The sequence below is a fragment of the Enteractinococcus helveticum genome (genome assembly GCF_001657475.1).
Taxonomy (GTDB): domain Bacteria; phylum Actinomycetota; class Actinomycetes; order Actinomycetales; family Micrococcaceae; genus Yaniella; species Yaniella helvetica.
Genome location: NZ_LXEY01000003.1, coordinates 39,704 through 59,269, shown reverse-complemented (window position 1 = coordinate 59,269; position 19,566 = coordinate 39,704). Strand labels below are relative to the sequence as shown.

Annotated in this window: 17 protein-coding genes and 1 riboswitch; of the genes, 6 read left to right on the top strand and 11 right to left on the bottom strand. The window is 56.6% G+C overall.

The window, feature by feature from the left end; translation table 11 throughout:
* Positions 1–27: 27 nt before the first annotated feature.
* From A6F49_RS00265 to A6F49_RS00255, 4 genes are all read right to left on the bottom strand, one after another.
* The gene (locus A6F49_RS00265; protein ID WP_052504644.1) at positions 28–1,176 is read right to left on the bottom strand and encodes an acyl-CoA dehydrogenase family protein; all 1,149 of its coding nucleotides are present in this window, start codon (positions 1,174–1,176) and stop codon (positions 28–30) included.
* Complete coding sequence (locus A6F49_RS18560; protein WP_268751157.1) at positions 1,163–1,288, bottom strand: hypothetical protein; 126 nt, start codon at positions 1,286–1,288, stop codon at positions 1,163–1,165. The genes A6F49_RS00265 and A6F49_RS18560 overlap by 14 nt, the downstream gene beginning before the upstream one ends.
* A 48-nt stretch (positions 1,289–1,336) precedes the next feature.
* A riboswitch (SAM riboswitch) is annotated at positions 1,337–1,452 on the bottom strand.
* 62 nt (positions 1,453–1,514) lie between these two features.
* Positions 1,515–2,213, bottom strand: coding sequence for a queuosine precursor transporter (locus A6F49_RS00260; protein ID WP_043056632.1), 699 nt, complete (start codon positions 2,211–2,213; stop codon positions 1,515–1,517).
* Positions 2,214–2,322: 109 nt separating this feature from the next.
* Complete coding sequence (locus A6F49_RS00255; protein WP_043056633.1) at positions 2,323–3,561, bottom strand: MFS transporter; 1,239 nt, start codon at positions 3,559–3,561, stop codon at positions 2,323–2,325.
* An 83-nt stretch (positions 3,562–3,644) separates the two neighbouring features.
* On the opposite strand from A6F49_RS00255, the gene A6F49_RS00250 reads away from it, so the two are divergent.
* Both A6F49_RS00250 and thiD read left to right on the top strand, forming a co-directional pair.
* Positions 3,645–4,133 carry a hypothetical protein gene (locus A6F49_RS00250; protein ID WP_043056634.1) on the top strand — a complete coding sequence of 163 codons (489 nt, stop codon included), beginning with the start codon at positions 3,645–3,647 and terminating at the stop codon, positions 4,131–4,133.
* 63 nt (positions 4,134–4,196) lie between these two features.
* Positions 4,197–5,021 carry a bifunctional hydroxymethylpyrimidine kinase/phosphomethylpyrimidine kinase gene (gene thiD, locus A6F49_RS00245; protein WP_082911497.1) on the top strand — a complete coding sequence of 275 codons (825 nt, stop codon included), beginning with the start codon at positions 4,197–4,199 and terminating at the stop codon, positions 5,019–5,021.
* A gap of 59 nt (positions 5,022–5,080) precedes the next feature.
* Here thiD and A6F49_RS00240 read toward each other — a convergent pair whose 3' ends face one another.
* The 5 genes from A6F49_RS00240 to A6F49_RS00220 form a co-directional block, all read right to left on the bottom strand.
* Positions 5,081–5,494 (bottom strand): VOC family protein, encoded by a 414-nt coding sequence (locus A6F49_RS00240; protein ID WP_043056636.1) that lies wholly within the window; start codon positions 5,492–5,494, stop codon positions 5,081–5,083.
* Between the two features lie 16 nt (positions 5,495–5,510).
* Complete coding sequence (locus tag A6F49_RS00235) at positions 5,511–7,559, bottom strand: CocE/NonD family hydrolase (protein ID WP_043056637.1); 2,049 nt, start codon at positions 7,557–7,559, stop codon at positions 5,511–5,513.
* Between the two features lie 7 nt (positions 7,560–7,566).
* Positions 7,567–8,841 carry an ATP-grasp domain-containing protein gene (locus tag A6F49_RS00230; protein ID WP_043056638.1) on the bottom strand — a complete coding sequence of 425 codons (1,275 nt, stop codon included), beginning with the start codon at positions 8,839–8,841 and terminating at the stop codon, positions 7,567–7,569.
* A gap of 229 nt (positions 8,842–9,070) precedes the next feature.
* Positions 9,071–10,156: a thermonuclease family protein gene (locus tag A6F49_RS00225; RefSeq protein ID WP_043056639.1), complete on the bottom strand. Its 1,086-nt coding sequence runs from the start codon at positions 10,154–10,156 to the stop codon at positions 9,071–9,073.
* Between the two features lie 303 nt (positions 10,157–10,459).
* Positions 10,460–11,449 (bottom strand): asparaginase, encoded by a 990-nt coding sequence (locus tag A6F49_RS00220; protein ID WP_043056640.1) that lies wholly within the window; start codon positions 11,447–11,449, stop codon positions 10,460–10,462.
* A gap of 134 nt (positions 11,450–11,583) precedes the next feature.
* Between A6F49_RS00220 and A6F49_RS00215 the strand changes: the two genes are divergently transcribed.
* Together A6F49_RS00215 and A6F49_RS00210 are read left to right on the top strand one after the other, a co-directional pair.
* A complete protein-coding gene (locus A6F49_RS00215; RefSeq protein ID WP_067605421.1) occupies positions 11,584–12,714 on the top strand; it encodes a YihY/virulence factor BrkB family protein in 1,131 nt (376 codons plus the stop codon).
* Between the two features lie 89 nt (positions 12,715–12,803).
* On the top strand, positions 12,804–13,910 hold the full coding sequence (locus A6F49_RS00210) for a mandelate racemase/muconate lactonizing enzyme family protein (protein WP_043056641.1): 1,107 nt from the start codon (positions 12,804–12,806) through the stop codon (positions 13,908–13,910).
* 51 nt (positions 13,911–13,961) lie between these two features.
* On the opposite strand, the gene A6F49_RS00205 is transcribed toward A6F49_RS00210, so the two are convergent.
* Positions 13,962–14,489, bottom strand: a complete 528-nt coding sequence (locus A6F49_RS00205; RefSeq protein WP_043056642.1) for a CarD family transcriptional regulator — start codon at positions 14,487–14,489, stop codon at positions 13,962–13,964.
* A 143-nt stretch (positions 14,490–14,632) separates the two neighbouring features.
* Positions 14,633–16,129, bottom strand: coding sequence for a helix-turn-helix domain-containing protein (locus A6F49_RS00200; protein ID WP_043056643.1), 1,497 nt, complete (start codon positions 16,127–16,129; stop codon positions 14,633–14,635).
* 440 nt (positions 16,130–16,569) lie between these two features.
* On the opposite strand from A6F49_RS00200, the gene aceA reads away from it, so the two are divergent.
* Positions 16,570–17,874, top strand: coding sequence for an isocitrate lyase (gene aceA, locus A6F49_RS00195; RefSeq protein WP_043056644.1), 1,305 nt, complete (start codon positions 16,570–16,572; stop codon positions 17,872–17,874).
* 30 nt (positions 17,875–17,904) lie between these two features.
* On the top strand, positions 17,905–19,566 hold the full coding sequence (gene aceB / locus A6F49_RS00190) for a malate synthase A (RefSeq protein ID WP_043056645.1): 1,662 nt from the start codon (positions 17,905–17,907) through the stop codon (positions 19,564–19,566).

Genomic DNA, 19,566 nt, shown 5'->3' with positions numbered 1-19,566 from the left:
CACCATACGCGGGCCCGCACGCGCCGTCTATGATGCGGCCTGGCCCACGGTGTAATTCCGCTCCGGCGAGACCCCGTTGACGACGTAATCTCCCAGAATGCGCGCCCGATAGATCAACGGATTGTGGCTGGCCAGCACCCGAGCGTTGCGCCAGTGTCGGTCCAAAGCTCGCGTCTGTGACGTAGCAGACGCACCACCGACCTCAAAAATCTTGGTTGCAATTTCTAAGACCACCGGGGCGATGACCTGCTGGGCCTGATACACCTGCGCATACAGGGCATCGACCTCGGCTTCGGGGAGTTCTTCACCGCGTGCATCAGCTGCGAAGTGCTCGGCCAACACCGGTGGGATCGCGCGGAAGATGGTTTCAATACCGGCAACTTTGGCGCTCAATTCGCCCAGCAGTTGCAGCACTTGCGGATCCTGCTGCACGGCGTCGGCTGCACCGTGGCTAAATGTGCGGGTCCGTGATTGTACGTAGCCAACACCGTCGCGCAGCACGGCTTTGGCAATGCCAACCAAGGTGGCTAAGTGAACGGTCTGCCAGGTGGCCTGACCAAACGCGGTCCGGTCGCCGGAATCTAATCCGTGTCCGGGCGGGAAGACATCGGCATCATCAACCACGACGTTGCGGAAGTGTGTGGTGCCCGAGGCCGTGAGCCGTTGGCCGAAACCATCCCAGTCGTCGACAATCTCGACTCCGGGCGCATCGGCGGCAATAATCAGCGAGGCCGGTTCGTCGTCGTCACCGGTGGCAGCGACCAGAATCGAGTCGGCATAACCGGTGCCGGTTGAGTAGAACTTGGTACCGTTCAGGACCCACAGTCCATCGCGGCGCGACAGCCGGGTGGCAGCCTGCCCATGAGTGTTGCCGCGCTCGGTGATCGCATTGCCAACAATCAGCCCGGCCCCAATCCGGGGCAACCACCGTTGGGTGAACGCCGCCTGGTCTGCTGGGCGGGAGAGCAGGTCTTCTACGAATCCCCAGTGGGCGCGTAATGCCTGGGCCAGGTTGGAGTCAGCGGCGGCCAAGGCTACGAAAAATTCATAGGCCTGCGGCAGCGTCAGCCCGTAGCCACCGTATTCCACCGGTACCCTGAGACGGGTAAAGCCGGCTGCACGCAGGGCCTGAATCGGGGTGGTGTCGATGCCACCGGCGGCGTCACGCTGCGTCACGCTGCGGCGCGGTGACTGCAATTTCGGCAAAGACCGGGGTCAGGGATTCCCAGAGTTGAGTCACAACGACGTCGTCAGTGGAGTGTATAGATGAGGTAATGGTCTGCGTCATGTAAGACTCCTTGAAGATTCGTGGCGTCGGCTGACAGCGTTGCGCACGGCGCCATACTTGCTAAGAACGGTTGAACTTAGCCGAATCATCACCTGGAGCACCCCACTACGGCGAGAGGGTTGCTGGCTGATCAGCCAGGGCTACATTGATCAGCACTCGTGATTCTTATCCACTACCTCACCAGGTTTTCTTCCGGCTTGCAACGTGAGGTGACACACAACGTCTTTTAAGCGTTGGCCAGCGCACCGTAGTGCGGTTCGGCAGCCTTGACTTTGCTGATCACCCAGATGGTCACCGGGGATAGGATCAGTTCGACGGCGGTCTTCCACACCCAGCCCACCAGTACAAACACCACGTATTGGCCGAAGGTTTCAATGCCGATCACGGTTGCTGCAATCGCCGAGAAGGCGATCGTGTCCAGTAGTTCACCGACCAGGGTGGAGGCCGCGATGCGCCCGAACAGGTAGCGTTCCCCGTTGCGCTGTTTCATAGCCACCATGATCTTGGCGTTGGATAATTGTCCGACGGCAAAACCAACCAGTGAGGCTAACACGATCAACGGCACCGGCCCCAGGGTGCGGGCCAGGGCTGCTTGGCCATCATAAAAATCGGCCGGCGGCAGGATGATAATGATCCAGTAGGTCAGCGAGGCAAATGCTGAGATGAGAAAGGTCGTGAAGATGACCCTGCGCGAGGCTTTGAACCCATAGACTTCCGAAATAATGTCGCCGACAATGTAGGCGACCGGGAAGAGGAAGAACCCGCCGTCGGTCAAAATCGGGCCGAACTGGACACCTTTTGCGGCACCGATATTCGACAGGATGAACACCACGGCCATGATGGCGAATAGCACCGGATAAATATGTGATCCAACGGGTGCGAAACTGCCCTGAGTGGATTCAGTGGCATGGGTTTTTTCGGTCACGAAGCGTCCTTTACAAAACGATATATCGCGACGGTGTCACGGCCTCTGCGGCCCCGTACTCAGCTGCTGCCCCAGCTGGCGTCCAAACTCCTTCGAAAGCACATTGTAGTCAAAGTTTGCCACCGGTTTTGAATGGTTCCACACCGCGCGGCACAAAGATCAAGGTGAGGATAATGCCCATCGCCGATGCCGTGACCGTCATGGTCCAAGACAGCTGCCACGTACCGGCCGCCGCGGCGATGGCCGACAGGATCACCGGGCCCAGAAAGTTTGCCAGGTTGAACATCTGGGTGATCAGCCCAATAACTGCCGACGGTGAGCCACCTTCGGGAGCAATGTCCACGGCCTGGCGGGTGACGGTGGTTGGGACCAGCGCTCCGACGAATGAGAATATTGCTGCGGCGATCATGGCCCAAATGACGGTGCCGGGCACCTGGGCCCAGTCGGGGGCAAACACCAGGGTCGACATGATCGCCATGGTGGTCAGCCCGGTGATCAGCAGGCGGCGGGGCGGGTGGCCGCGCTGCAAGAGGATTCCGGTGAAAATATTGGCCACACCATTGACCCCGCCGACGACGGCGGTGGCCAGACCAATGATGATGGCCGCATCGATGGCGGTGTCGATGTTGGCTTCGCCAAAGATGGTGGGCAAGAAACTCAGGATCGCACCCCACTGCAGGGTGTAGCTGGCAAAGATCAGCCCCAGCGCCCACGGCAATGGGGTTTTGATCGACGTCAAAATAATGCGACCGATCCGTCTCAGGTGCACCGCTCCGGGCGGATCGGCGGGCACGATGGTCGCAACAACCGGAAGGAACCCCAGCGTGGCCGCACCCATGATGAACCACCAGATATTCCAGGACACGGTGGTGGCATTGAGTAACACCGCAGAGATCCCGACACCCAGAAACAGGGCGATCCCCTGGAAAGCACCCCACCATCCCATGGCGCTATTGACTTTGTCTTGCGGTGCTAACACGCGCACCAGTGCGGGGGCGACAACCGTAATGAGAATGAACCCGACGCCTTCAATGGCGCGTGTGGTCATCAGCCAGGCTGCACTGGTGGCGAATCCACCGGCCACCGAAGCCAGGCCCGCCAGTACCAGTCCGATAAGCAACGTGTTCTTTGAACCGATGCGTTCCGCTACCACCGAAGCGGCCAGTCCGCCCAGCGCGCCGGCCAGCTGGACCACACCGACCAGCGCACCGGCAGCCACCAGGTCAATGCCCAGGTCAGCTCGGATAAAATCCAGAGCAGAGGGAAGTTTCCACACGTGCATTGCCGCAAGAATGCCCGTGGCGACCACCACGGTCCAAGCCGGTATTCTCGATCCAGTTGTTGCCATAACCACACAGCCTACTCGTGCCCCACCAAAAGAGATTACAATTGGGGCAGTTAGTCCCTGTTGCACCAGTTTGAAGGCCCGTTGTGACCACACCCGTCCCAGAAAAATACGATTCCACACCCAAACGTCGCAAAAACACCGAACCCAAGGCTCGGCTGTCAATGTCGATCTATGGTTTCTTATTGGCCTGGTTGGTCCCCAACATTGTCATGGCCGGGATCGTCGTCATCCTGAATTTGCTACCACTGTCCGATACCGTGGGAGATATGACGCCGCTGCTGACCATTGTGGGGCTGTCGGGTCTGATTCTTGGGCTGCCATTGGCGCTGTTGACCAACTGGTTACTGCGATACCAGCTGAACCAATCGGTGCACATTTTGGCCTATGCGGTAATCGGGATGCTCTATGGGCTGACCGTCTTATTGGCCGGCGGCGAGGGACTGATCCCGCTGCTGATTCCACTGGTTGGTTTCCCCGCCGCCATTCTCATGGCGCTTGGGCGGTGGACGGCCAGCTCATTTGTCCACGTCATCGAACCGGCCGGTGAATCCACCGCTGACAGCACCGAATAGTGGCTGCGTTATCTGAGCGCATAAATTCAGAAACATTGGCCTAGGCCATATAGGATGGGCGGCATGTATAGTATTCATTCACCTGCCGTCACGCTGACCATCGCGGGCTCTGAAGCAACCGGTGGTGCCGGTGCACAAGCGGATCTGCGCACCTTCCAAGAACTGGGAACCTACGGGACCGCCGCGCTGACTTGCATCGTGGCATATGATCCCACCGATGACTGGAATCACCGATTCACCCGCATTGACCCCACCGTGTTGGCCCACCAGCTGGAGGCCATTCAGGCGAACTTTTCCGGCCAGCTAGACACCGTCAAACTGGGCATGATGGGTTCGGTTGACACCATCGACGTCGTCGCCAATGCCCTGCAATCCCAACAGTGGAAAAACGTGGTCTTAGATCCGGTGCTGATCTGTAAGGGTCAGGAACCCGGTGCCGCCCAAGACACCGATGAAGCGCTGAAAGCCAAACTGTTGCCGCTGGCGACCGTGACCACCCCGAACCATTTTGAAGCCGAACAGCTATCCGGCATGACGATCTCCAACCTGGCCGATCTCAAAGATGCCGCTCGCAAGATTCATGATGAATCCGGCGTTGCGGTGCTGGCCAAAGGTGGGGTGCGCCTGGATGGTCCAGAAGCCGTGGACGTGTTTTATGACGGCGAAAACCTGGAGGTCCTGGGGGTCGCCAAGATTGGCAACCACGCCGTATCGGGTGCTGGCTGCTCGCTGGCCGCCGCTGTAACCGCTGAATTGGCGAAGGGTCGCACACCGTTGCAGGCCGCCGAGCGCGCCAAGGACTTTGTGACCGCGGGAATCGGCCAGCGGATCTCAGCTGCCACCCCGTATGACGTGATGTGGCAGGGCGGACTGCGCAAGAAAGCCTAGCCCCAGCATCGACCGCATTGCAGCATCGTTGCCCCGAGATTTCTCGGGGCAACGATTTTTTATTGCAGAGTCTCGATTGGTCGTTGGTCACGGCGCAGCGGATGATCCACCGGAATCTGCACCAGAACAATTTGGATACCATCGGGATCCGCAATCCAGGCCTCAATCAGGCCCCAGGGCTCGGTGCGCGGTTCGCGCACCGTGGTGACACCCAAGTCACGCAAGCGCTGAAATTCGGCTTCGACGTCGCGGACCTGCAGCCACAAAGACACCATTGAATTGGTGCCCTCAGCTTGTGGGGTCGCATGTCCTGCGACCTCTAACATCCCGTTGCCGTAGAAAAACACCAGGCTGGGAGCATCGGGCGGTCCGAATTCCCGGTAGATCGCCAGCCCGAGCGTATCGCGATAAAACGCCTGGCTGCGGGTCGGGTTGGTGGGGCGTAGCAGGGTGCGTCCGGACAAAATGTCCAAGGGCGTGCTCCAATCCTTAGATGAAATCCCGGTCGATTGTGGTCGTCCAGGTCTTGGATCTCACCCTACGTTCTCCCTCGTAGGCGTCAAGTTCCGCATAGATATGGAAGGTCTCGGGCGTGGAGGTCAGCACGGTTTTGGTAAACGTGTAAATCGACCAGTCATCGCGTTGGAATCCCATGACCCATTCGGTTTCCCCGCGCACCGAATTTGGTTTGGAATCGCGAAAAGTGTAGCGTTCCACCGCGCGCCGAGTGACATCCAAATCAATTTCTTTGAACCGAACCACACCCAGGTCTTTGATGACTTCCAGCTTGCCGGTTAGATCCACCAGATTGCGACTCACCGACCAGTCCTGCTCCCCGGGTTCCATCTGCACGGTTTTGAGTGGTTTGGCCGCTTCTGGCCGATCGAACACGGGCATCATGGCCGGGTCATCGTCCTCGGCCTCGTGAGCCGGTCGCACCGGCAGGATCAGAGAACTAGTCATCGGGTCAATGGTCAGGCGCACCGATGCTGGCGAGGGCCACACCACGGGCCAGTACGACGTCGACACTGAGACCCGCAGCCGGTGACCGGCCGGAAACGACTGAGCCAAACCGTTGAGTTTCACCTGATAGGTGTGTTCTTCACCCTTGGTCAGCGGCTTGGGTTGATCAGCGCCATCGTAATGGTTGAGATTCAAAATGCCGTAGCTCACCCGGGTTGCTGCATCATCCGGGGCGACATCAGAAATCCGCACCGCCACCATGGCCAACGGTTCATCGGCCGAGAGTCTTAGCTCAACAATCGGCTGGCCCAGAACTTCGAGCGGGTGTGGCAGCGGGTCGCTGTCAAAGACCAGTGCACCGCCGTCTTCTTCGCGCTGGTCATACGGCATATCGGGTGGGGCGTTATATGAACACCATTTACCGCCAAATTGGCCCACTGACAGCGGAGATTCCACCGTGAGTTTTGGGCTCACCGGTAGCGCGGCACGTTCCTCTTCGGAAAATAGAATACGACGACGCCCTAACGGGTACCGGGTTTCTACGATCCGGTCGCTGGGCCAGGTGCGCTCCCCCACCCATCGGCCGGGTCGGTTGTCATAGGTGGTGGCCGGTTTGACGGTGTCTTGCATCCAGATCGACAATTGTGGGCCGTCCATTGCACCATTATCGATGCGGTCTTTGAGCCAGTGATCCCACCAGGTGACGACTTCTTGAAGAAACCCGATCGCCGGACCGGGCTGGCCCAGGTGCGGGTATTTGTGGCTCCAGGGCCCGATGAGTCCACGGGTTGGTGATTTCAGACCGCGCAGCAGTCGAAAGACCGCATTGGAATACCCGTCGGCCCAGCCGCTGACAGCAAATACGGGGACTTCGATGTCGTTATAGTCTTCGTTGATGGACCCGTGACGCCAGTAGTTGTCTTTGCGCTGGTGTTGTAACCAGGTTTCTAACCACAGCCCCGAATTATCCAAGCGCTCAAGCCACATGTCGCGCCACTTATCGCCCACCAGTTCGGGGTCGGGTGGCGCCGAGGTATAGGCGAACATCGTCGAGGCCCAGGACAGGTTGTCGGTGAGCAGGCACCCGCCCATGTAGTGAACGTCGTCGGTATAGCGATCGTCAGTGGAACACACGGTGACGATGGCTCCTAGGCTTTCGGGGCGCCGAGCAGCAACCTGCAAACCGTTGAAACCGCCCCACGAAATACCCATAATCCCGGTGCGGCCACTGCACCATGGCTGGCCGCACAACCAGGCCAGCACTTCTTCGACGTCTTGAAGTTCTTGTTCTAAGTACTCATCCGTCAGCACGCCTTCGGAATCCCCGCTGCCGCGCAGATCAACGCGTAGGCAGGCATAACCGTGTCCGGCGATGTAGGGGTGGTGCATCGAATCGCGCACTGCGGTCAGGTCGCGTTTGCGATACGGGATCATCTCAACGATGCCCGGAACCGGTTCCTGGTGCGCATTGGTGGGCTTCCACAAGCGGGCTGCTAAGCGGGTCCCGTCGGACATCGGGATCCACAGGTGCTGGGTCTCTTCAATTTCATATGGCAGTGTCGTGACTTTTCGCATCGTGGTCCTAACAGTTTTCGATTTCGAATTGCAGGGCGTTGACGCAGGCCTCGTATATCTCCACGGCTTGCTGGTCGGTCTGGCCGGTGGTGTAAATGGTGGCCAACATGTAGCTGTAACTATCCTGGCTGAAACTATTGGACAGTCGCTGTCCTTCGGTGACGTCGAGTTCAATGATGGTTCCAGGATAACGCTGCTCCAGTTCCGCGATCTCGCGGGCGCTGGGAAGCTTGCGCACGGTACCGTCAGCAAACCAGCGGTACATCCATTTGGACGCGGTTTCAAAATATCCTTCGCCCACCGGCTGGCGTGGTTTGCGTCCCAGGGCCAGGTCAATCATTTGGGCGTGGTTGGTCAACCCGTCAACATACCGAAACAGCGGCGCATGCGACTGGGAATGCCTGGTGTTCACTTCCAATAAGACCAGGCGATCCGTGTCGGGGTCCCAAAAGTACTCGACGTTGAACGTGCTGTTGCGCAATCCCAGCCCCGTCATCACGCGCTGGGTCACCGAGTGAATACGCTGGCGCACGTCTTGTGGTAATTCCGAAGGATAGCGATAGCGTAAAAAGCTCGAGGAGTTCTCGTAGTGCAGGGAATCCACGATGCCGGTCAGGTACACCTCGCCGTCCCAGTTATAGCCCTCGATCGTGCATTGGCTGCCCGTTGCGGCTTCTTCCACCATGTAGGAGCCGCCAGGAATTGCCGCAATCTCTTCAGGTAGCTCAAGCCTGGCTAAGATTTCGTCAAAGGCCGGTCCGGCACGTTCAGGAGATTCGCGGCGCTTGGCTAATACCGCTTGCAGTTCCTCATCAGAGGTCACTCGGTAGGCTCCCTCGGAGGAAAACGATTTGATGGGTTTTGCCCACACCGGATACGACATGTGCGCTGGCAGGGTGGCTTTCGGATCGTTAAAATCGATCAGATCAAATTTTGGGTATTCATCGATAAAGCGTTGTTGTTCCAGTCTGCTCCAATATTTATGTTCGCATTTGACTGCGGCGTCCAGGTTCTTGGAGGGCAGATGGTATCGAGCACACAGGATCGGCACCATCAGGCTGATGGGAAAATCCCAGTATCCGACAATCCCGTCGATCGTCCCGTCAAAGGTATCCAGTTGCCGCTGAGCCTTGTGCAAGAGCGCCGGTAAATCGATCGTGCCGCTTTGCAGTTCGTCTAAGGTCATCAGTCCGTGGAACACGAAATCCGCGGCGTCAGGAAGCGTGGCCAGTTCTGCTCTACCCAGGTCATCCAGGCCGAGCACAAATATATGAGAGGGCATTGATCATCTCCTCCTGCGCTGCACAAGACAGCCGCACGGGACTGTTGCGCGTCAATCTAACACAGCAGACCTATGACGCCGCCCACACAATTCTTTGAATTTCCTGGAAGAGTTCTCGCTGCCTAGTCACTTGGGAACGTGAACTATCTGAGGCTTACTTGGGTGTTCAACATTTCAGGTACACAAAAGCCTGGTCAACTCCTGTGTTGACCAGGCTTTTGGGGCTGAGTTATTCGGTGGCCTCGTCGGCGGCGTCGCCGTTGGAGCCTAGCTGCTCGTTTTGGAGTTCAAGCCGAGCCGCCGAAGCCGCATCCGTTGCTGCTGACTCCTCGGGTTGTTCCTCAGGTGTCTCAGCCGATGCTTCAGGAGCAGAGGATTCTTCAGCTTCTTGTGGCTGTTCTTCTTGCTGCGGTTCGGACTCTTCCTCAGGCTCAGGCTCAGGTGCTGGCTCAGGTTCTGGGGCGTCGATGCCTTGTAGATCAGCACGTTTCGCTTGGGCGTCCTCAATCAACCCCCGAATTTCTTCCAGGTGGTTGTCGATCGCATCAATATATTCCTGCTTGGCTTCGCCCCAGGCAAGAGCCGCAACCGAATCGTCGTTTTCGGTATCTGGAATGGCTGAGAGCATCGCCACCGTCTGTTGGGCATCCGAACGAATACTGTTCATTTCGCCAAGATATTTGGTCAACTCGGTGACGTCGTTAGCACGTGGGGAAGCTGGCAGGTCTTCAAGCATTTCTAGAACGGGTTTGACCCGAGACGGCAGGGTGCACTCGGCGTCGGTCGAAAAGATGCCCAGCTCGTCATGTCGGGCTTTATTTTGTGCGGCCACCATGGCATCGAGTTTTTTGGGATCATCCACCGACGCCGGATCAACCACAGCGTAGCCGGCTTCGACCATTTTTACGCCCAAATCACTGCCGCCCTGGTAGATCTGCGCCCACAATTCCCCGTTCGGAGCATTCGCATAGGCCTCAATTTCCACCTCGAGCGAAGTCCCCTCGCCGGCAAGACTTTCCAGGTGTTCCCGGGCTTCAGCTGCCATGCACGTATCGAGGGTGTCGCTGACGTCTTCTTCGGCCGGTAATGGTGCTCGCACCGCCTGGAACCGGATGACATCAAGTCCGGTCGTCCGGTTCACTTCCATGGACTGGCCGGTCAATACGGCGTTGACCACCACGGGGTCATCCCCGCGCGTCATGGCTTTGACCACCGAGGCTACGGTCAACGCGATGAGCAGCGCCGCGATGACGACGAAGGTGATCATCACCGGTGTTGTCAGGCGACTATTGCGCCGATTGGACGTTTTTGACATAAGTTTTTCTTGCTACTTTTGACGAGGATTGTGGACCAGCAGCTTACTAGCTCTGACAGATTCTACCGTGCAGATCGACTGTGTTCCTATTTCACTGTAGGAGCGGTCAGCGAAGCTGCCCTACATGTTAAAAGATTGACCGGGTCTCGCGGTAGTTTTCGCCGCTGCCGGCATCAGTTGGGGCATCACCCAACTGGCCTCCCCGTACCTTCCCGCCCTGTCGGGATTATTAGTGGCCATCGTGCTCGGCGTCATCGGGGTCATCGCCGGTCTCGGTGCCATGGTCGCCATCTGAGCCAGTTTCTAGTAGGTCCCGAACACCTCGCGAATCGCTGCACGATCCATGCGCTGTGCCAGAGCCAGCTGCAATAAGATGCGCGCTTTCTGTGGGGTCAGATCACCATTGGCTACCAGTCCCCGCTCCATGAGCCCGGCACGTGCCATAACGGCGCGTTCGAAGTATGCGCGGCTAGCTTGGACGACGACGATTCCATCGGCAATCGCTGCATCCACGGCGTCATCTAATGGCTTGGTCAGCGTGCCGGGTGGATACCCCACCACGACCAGCCCGGTGGCACCTGCTGCACGAAACGCTTCCAACGCCGTCGCATCGGCATCCGTATACGCGTGCACCATATCAACTCGCGGCAACGGCGTGCCAAGGTCAACAAAGGCTGACGCGGTGGTGTGGGGATGCACAGGTGTTCGCCAATATTCCACGGTGTGATCAGCATGAAGCACCCCAAGCGGACCACGCACCGGAGACTGCAGTGCATCGAGCCGGTGGTTGGCCACCTTGGCCACATCGCGAGCGCTGTGAATCTGCCGATTCATCACAACCGTGACCCCAATGCCACAAGACTGTGGATGAGCCGCCACCCGAAACGCATCCAGTAGATTCAACGGCGTATCCGAGCCCAGGGTGATCCCGGGACGTTGCGCACCTACCAGCACAATCGGTTTGGCAGAATTGACCGTCAAATGTAAAAACCAGGCCGTTTCCTCTAATGTTCCGGTACCATGGGATACCACCGCCCCGCGGATGTCATCGTCGGCTAAAACCGAGGTGAGGCGCTCAGCCAGCTGCAACCACTGAGCCGAGGTCATATATTTGGACCGAAGCGTCCCAAAGGGCTCGACACGGATCTGTGAGATCTCTTGCATTTCGGGGTGCACGGCCAATAATTCATTGGCCGGCATGACCGTGCCGATGTCGAGGTAATCCACAAAGTTATCCGGTGCGGTACCGCGGTTTGCGATGGTTCCGCCGGTGCCAATAAATGCGATCATCATTTCTGCCTCCTGGACTGAAAGTGTAGCGGTCAAGATATACTCATAGATTTTTCAGGCTCTGACAGCTGTCATCAGCCTGCTCAACTTTCTACACTGGAGATAATCAACGTGTCGTCGACAGAAAGCGGGACGCCGTGAGTATCCATCACAAACTGGAACGTACGATTGCTGCAGAACAACGGGCGCTGAATGATCCACAAGATCGTAAACCCGCCAAGAGATTACCGGGTGCTGCGTTCAAATACGCCATGATCCGTGCGATCAAACAATTCACGGTTGATAAAGGTACAGACCGGGCAGCAATTCTGACGTACTTCGCTGTGCTGTCTTTGGCTCCCCTGCTGCTCGCCGTCTTTTCGACCATGACGCTCTTTTTGGCTTCTGCCGCAGACCAGGTCGAAAACTTTGCCCAAGACCTAGTCACTCAGACCGTGCCGGCTGAGTATCAGGATCTGGCGCTCAATCTCGTCACCACAATGACCCAGTCGGTGTCCGGCGGGGTCATCGCGCTGATCATCGGTACTGTGGTCGCACTGTGGTCGGCCTCAAAATACGTCCAAGCGTTCGCGCGCAATATTAACGAGATCTATGGTGTGGTCGAGGGCCGTTCGAAGGTCAAATTTTATCTCACGACGTTGCTCATCACGCTGATCATGGTGGTGACCGTGGTTGCTGCGCTTGTATCGTTGGCGTTGAATAAAACCATTATTGATGCCGTGTTCGCACCGATTGCCCAAGTTTTCGGTGCCCAGGAGGCCCTGACGACACTCACGGAGTCGTTCCTGCCCATATGGGAATGGGTGAAGTATCCCGTGGTGTTGATTTTGCTGATCCTGATGCTTGGCGTGTTGTACCACTTCAGCGGCAATGTTGAACGAAAGTTTAAACCGTTATCCCTCGGGGCAATCGTCGCCGTGATCGGTATTGTGCTGGCAGGGGTCGCAATGATCATCTACCTGACGTACTTCGCGTCATACTCCTCATACGGTGCGATTGGTACATTGATGGCGATCCTATTCGTTATCTGGATCTTCAATATCGTGATCCTGTTGGGCGCTGAAATCGACGTCGAAATCCTTCGTGCACGGCAGCTGGTTGCCGGTATCCCTGCGGAAGAACACGTCCAGATCCGTCCACGTTCCGTGTCCACCGTGGAGAAACAAAGCGAAAAACACGTGGAATCTGTTGAGGACGGTAAAGTGCTGCGTCGGTCATTATCCGTAGTACATCGCGACAATAACGACGACGATCAGGCTGACCGGTAGTCAGGAGCAATTTTCAACCTTGGGGTCTGTAGCCGACGCGGGTAAGCTCATGGGCACACGCTACTGGTGGATGACCCTAAGGATTGAGCATGCGCATCACCAACATAGCGATCTACACGCACGATCTCACCGTGGCCCAGGGTATGTACCGAATGTCACACAGTGCAATCACAACGCTGCAGAGCACGTTGGTGAAGATTACCAGCGACACCGGGCTGGTCGGCTGGGGTGAGACCTGCCCGGTGGGCCCGGTGTATCAACCACAGCATGCACTCGGCGCTCAAGCCGCCCTGATCCAAATGGCCCAAGGCCTTATCGGAGCTGACCCGACGAAGATCGGGGTCTTGCATCATCGGATGGATGGCCTGTTGACCGGGCATAACTATGCCAAAGCTGCCCTTGATATTGCTGCCCATGATCTGACGGGTAAATTTTTCAATGTCCCGGTGGCAGAGCTCATTGGTGGGGCACTGACTAATCGGGTGCCCGCGTATTTCTCGATCAGTGCTGGGAGCCCCGAGGCTACCGCTGAGACCGCAGCGATGCGTGTTGCAGAAGGATATCGACGTCTGCAGTTGAAAATTAGTGGCAGGCCGGTCCAGGACGATATTGCTGCCGTCAGGGCCGTAGCACAACGGGTCCGGGGCGCCGTTCGACTGGTCGTAGATGCCAACCGAGGCATGCTGATGCGCGATGTCATAGAGCTCAGTAGTCAGTGCGAAGATATTCCGTTTATCTTAGAACAACCGTGTAACATGCTGGAAGAGAATGTAGCGGTCCGGCAGCGGGTGCGTCATCCGGTGTATCTGGACGAATCCACAGAAAATACCTCGGTCGTCTTGCACACCGTGGGGCAGCAGCTCTGTGATGGTTTCGGCATGAAGGTCACCCGAGTGGGCGGCATTCGACCCATGTCATTGGTGCGAGACGTCTGTCAGATTCGTTCGATGCCCCACACGGTTGATGATTCGTGGGGTGGGGATATTATCGCTGCAGCATGTGTCCACGTGGGCGCGACGGTCCGTCCTGACCTATATGAAGGCACGTGGATCGCTGAACCATTTACTGGGCCGACCTATGATCCGCGCAACCCGGTGCGTGTCGTCGACGGTGTTACCCCAGTTCCTGAGGGCCCCGGTTTGGGAGTGCTACCTGATGAGCACTTGCTCGGTGCACCCATCGCCGAGTTTTCCTAGCAACACAAAAGCGGCCCCGATCTCTCGAAACCGCTTTTGTGTAAATCCTTATTATTTCTTGTCTTTGCCGCGATCCAGGCCCAGACGAGTCAACGGGACGCCATCAATGGCACCATCGATTGTGCGTTCTGCTTCTTCGTGGTCAACATCCAGCACGAGCGCAACCTCTGCCACGAGCATGTCTTTGGCTTCCTGGTACAGGTTGCGTTCCGCCATGGACAGGTCTTTTTCCTGCTGACGACGGTAGAGGTCACGGGCGACTTCTGCGACGTTGTCGAGGTCACCAGTGGCGAGTTTCTCGCGCAGAGCTTTCAGACGACGGGACCACTGCTTTTCGAGTTTGTCACCGGTCTTGGCAAGCAGCGACATCAGTTTGCGCAACCGAGTGTGGCTGGCCAAATCACGGACGCCAATTTCTGACAGGCTGTCTTCGGGAACGGCGATCTGGAGGCGCTGATCTTCTACTTCCAGCACCACGTATTCGACGTCTTCACCTTTGACCTTCCTGGTTTTACGCTCAACGACCTCCGCAGGACCGTGCTGAGGGTGAACAACGAATTTACCAAGGGTCAGACGCATGTGCGGTGGGCACCTTTCGTTCGGTAGGACAACGAGCTGTGCAAGATAAACCGGAAAAGGACACAGCTGTCGCTAATAGTTTAGTAATACCTACCTTAACAGCGGCGCCCGGGTTGGGCAAGGCGCATAGCGGCGAAATTCGCTCACTGATGGAAATGTTCTTGAGTAGCTAAAAACTCATACACGGCAACGTCGTCAACCCCTGGGAAAGCGCCGGGCGGCATTGCGGCCAACATGTGCGCATTGGTGCGTGCTGCAGGCCAGGCATAGCCGCCCCATTGTGCTTCCAGCTCTGGCGACGGAGTGCGGCAACAGGTTGGATCTGGACAATGCGACCGTGAGCGCTCTGCGGTATCGGCTCCGCGGAACCACCGTGCTTGTTCAAAGGGAACCCCCACCGATAAAGAAAATAGCGACGACTGCGATGGCTCCACCACGGCCGTGCACCAAAAGGTGCCTACAACCGTATCTGTGTACTGGTTGAACGGTCTAAAACGATCACTTGTGTTGAAGACTTCCCGCGATGTCCAATACCGACAGGCAGCTTGACCTTCGATGGCCCCGATGGAATCGACTGGAAAATTCACCCCATCGTTTTCATAGGCCTTATGCAGCACACCCGATTCGTGAACTTTTTGAAAGTGACATTCAACTTCCAGATGACGGGTCGCCACATTGGTAAATCGGTGCGCGGCGGATTCATACGAAACTGAATAGGCGTCTCGAATATCTTCAATTGCGATATCGCGGTTCTCTTTGCGCTGCCTAAGCATTTTGACCAGAGGTTTCTCGGGCATCATGAGCGCGGCCGTCATGTAGTTGGTATAGACCCGCTGGCGGAGGAAATCCTTATAGTCCACCGGCTCCCCATGACCTAATACATACGAGACGAGTGCTTGGAGCGCCACAGATCGTGGATCATGATCTGGATTGCGTGCATCTGCAAGAAAGATAATGCGATTCTTGAGGTCCGTCACGGAACGTGTCGAGTGCGGCAACGAGGAAATGAATCGCAGTTCGAAGTTCAGGTGATCGGCGATGTCAGCTATCGCGTGATAGGACAATGGGCCGGCGTCGTGGCCCACGGCGGCCAAGAGTTCATTGGCTTGAGATTCCAGCTCGGCATAGTAATTATTGCGCTCCCGCTGTTCTTTTCGCATCGCAACATTGGCTCGGCGAGCTTCTTCTGGAGTTGCGGCTTGTTCGGCGTGCTGGCGACGTAGTTCACGGGTCAGTCCGTCAATAACTTCGAGAACTTCGGTGGGCATCCGCGAAGAGACCCGAATGATCGGAAGTCCCATCGCCTGCCAATGCCGAGTACGTTGTGCTTTTTCGACCGAGATTTCTAATGCCGCACGAGCAGACGGGGCCTCGGGCTGTAAGAGATCTGCAATCTCGACACCCAGATGTTCTGCAGCCTCGGTCAGCAATGACAACTTCGGTTCGCGCTTGCCATTTTCGATCATCGATAGATGAGAAGCTGTAGCACCGACCTTTTCCGCTAACTCGTCCAGGGTCAAGGAAGCAGCGGTACGAAAATGTCGCAATCGATATCCCAGAATGACCGGGTCGATCGAGGATTGTGGAATCGCCTCAGTATCTTGCCGTGCACTTGCATCAGGACCGGTGAGTGAAGTCATATGGGCAGCTTAGTCAACATCAGGCTTTATTCACAGACCTAAGGCAAAAATCACCCCTCCACCGGACAGCCGTCCAGCAGTAATGCGCCGCTGTCAGCCGATATTCGCAAATTATTTTCGACAACTTCTCGTCCGCTTTTCCACAGAAGTAGTAATCTCAAACAAAATAGCTAGATTTTATCTAAGTAAGATTCATCAATATTTTGTTAACTTACGACACGGTCTCGCCACCCACCCGCATTTGGCTTGAAAATCCAGAAAACCTTTCGTTACGGAAATTTTGGCAATTCTTTTCTGCCTAGGCGTCTATTTTCCGCTTGTGAACCACGGCAAAGTAGTTCCTACACCGATTGCACAGTAGCAATGAGCTACCTAGTCAAGGCTTCTTTGGAAGTACCGGACCTCTGCAACATCAAACGAACTGTGAATTAGGGAGAACCATGGAACAGGCAAACACACAGGCAATCCAGGCGGCAGCTGACCAGATCCAAGAAGACTGGAATTCTAATCCACGGTGGGCCAACATCACCCGCGACTTCACAGCCGAAGAAGTCGTGCGACTTCGCGGTCGCGTTCAGGAAGAACACACCCTGGCGAAACGTGGCGCGGAGAAACTCTGGGACCAACTCACCAGCGAGCATACCGAAGGCAAATTCACCAATGCACTGGGGGCGATGACTGGTGGCCAGGCTGTCCAGCAAGTCAAAGCTGGCCTGCGGGCGATCTACCTATCTGGTTGGCAGGTTGCCGCCGATGCCAACCTGTCAGGCCATACCTACCCTGACCAGTCCCTGTACCCAGCCAACTCGGTGCCGCAAGTCGTTCGTCGCATCAATAATGCGCTGATGCGTGCCGATCAAATCGAATGGGCAGAAGGCATCCAGACCGTTGAAGATTACCTGGTCCCCATTGTTGCTGACGCCGAAGCCGGTTTTGGTGGTCCCCTGAATGCATACGAACTCATGAAATCGATGATCAACGCCGGCGCTGCGGGGGTGCACTGGGAAGATCAGGTCGCATCCGAAAAGAAATGTGGCCACCTGGGTGGTAAAGTCCTGATCCCAACTTCGCATCACGTGCGCACCCTCAACGCTGCACGCCTAGCCGCCGACGTCGCCGGTGTTTCCTCACTGATCGTGGCACGCACCGACGCCGAAGCCGCTACTTTACTGCAGTCCGACATTGATGAACGCGATCATCAATTCCTGACCGGGGAACGCTCTTCTGAAGGTTTCTACTACATCAAAAACGGTCTGGAACCCTCGATTGCCCGTGCTAAGGCTTACGCACCGTACTCCGATTTGTTGTGGATGGAAACCTCCACGCCTGATCTGGATGTGGCTCGTCAGTTTGCCGAAGCCGTCAAAGCCGAGTTCCCGGACCAGATGCTGGCTTACAACTGCTCGCCGTCATTCAATTGGAAAGCCAACCTGGATGACGAAACCATCGCCAAATTCCAGCGCGAGCTGGCATCGATGGGTTATACCTTCCAGTTCATTACGCTGGCTGGTTTCCACTCGCTGAACTACTCGATGTTTAATCTGGCAAAGGGTTATGCAGACCGCCAGATGTCAGCATTCGTTGAGCTGCAAGAAGCCGAGTTCGCAGCAGAAAAAGACGGTTTCACCGCTACCCGTCACCAGCGCGAAGTTGGCACTGGCTACTTCGACATCATCTCCACCACCGTTAACCCAGAATCTTCCACCACCGCTTTGGCTGATTCGACCGAAGCACAACAGTTCTAGTTCGCCTAGACCAGATAAGGAGCACCCGCCATGGCATCGTCAACTATCCACCACACAACACCTGAAGGCATCGATGTGACCGTGTTCGGTGAACTGGATGCACGGCAGCGCGAAGTCCTCACCGATCAAGCCCTAGATTTCCTGGCTCATCTGCACACCAAACAAAACCCGCGCCGTCTTGAACTGCTCGACGCACGCCAAGACGCTCGGGCCAAGGTGGCAGCCGGTCAACCGCTTGATTTCGAGAAATCCACGCGCAGCATTCGTGAAGATGATTCATGGCGGGTCGCTCCCCTGGCTCCAGGTCTCAAAGATCGTCGAGTCGAAATCACCGGTCCGGTCGATCGCAAAATGACCATCAACGCTTTGAACTCAGGTGCAAAGTGCTGGCTGGCCGATTTCGAAGACGCCTCGTCACCATACTGGACCAATATGGTCAACGGTCAGGTCAATCTCTACGACGCCATCCGACACGACATTGACTTCACCTCGGAACACGGCAAAGCGTATCGGTTGAAGAAACCAGCACTGGCGCAGATGCCGACCATAATTGTTCGTCCCCGAGGGCTGCATCTAGAAGAATCACATATCCTCATCGACGACCAGCCGCTGTCAGGTTCGCTGATGGACTTTGGGCTGTACTTCTTCCATAACGCGGACAAGCTCGTCGAATTAGGTCGCGGACCCTATTATTACCTGCCGAAACTCGAGCATCATCTGGAAGCTCGCTGGTGGAACTGTGTGTTCAATAAAGCCCAGGACTACCTAGGCATCCCACAGGGTACAATCCGGGCCACCGTGTTGATCGAGACGATCACCGCTGCCTTCCAGATGGAAGAGATCCTCTACCAGCTCCGCAACCACGCCGCCGGGCTGAATGCTGGACGCTGGGATTACATCTTCTCGATCATCAAAACCTTCCGCGACTCCGGAACCGAATATGTGCTGCCCGATCGAGCCGCCGTGTCCATGACTCAACCGATGATGCGGGCCTATACCGACCTGTTAGTCCATACCTGTCATAAACGTGGCGCTTCGGCCATCGGCGGGATGAGCGCTTTCATTCCCGATTCTTCCAATCCGGAACGCACCAAAGAAGCCCTGGCGAAAGTTCGGGAAGATAAAACTCGTGAAGCCAACGATGGTTTTGACGGTTCGTGGGTAGCACACCCCGGTCTGGTGCCGATCTGTATGGGGGTCTTCGACGAACTCCTGCTCGATGCACCACACCAGATTCGGACCAATAAACGCGACGACGTAGTCCCTTACGCTCAGGGGCTACTCAACGTGCAGGCCACCACCGGATCGATTACCGAAGCCGGATTGGAAACCAATATCGAAGTCGGCATCCGTTACATGGATGCCTGGCTGAACGGTTCCGGTGCCGCTGCGATCAACGGACTGATGGAGGACGCTGCCACCGCCGAGATCTCCCGTTCCCAGATTTGGCAGTGGATCCACTCGGGTTCCGAAGCCCAGCGTGAAGATGGCTCCATGAAACCGATCACCGCTGAATGGGTCACACAAAAAATCAACGACGTCTTTGCAGCGTTAACTCGTTATGACGGCGATCGACTCGATGACGCAAAAGAACTCTTTACCGAATCAGCACTGTCAGAAAACTTCGAGGACTTCTTGACCATACCCGCCTATGAACGCTATCTCGCCGCTGAGATGAAAGTCAGCGTCTAA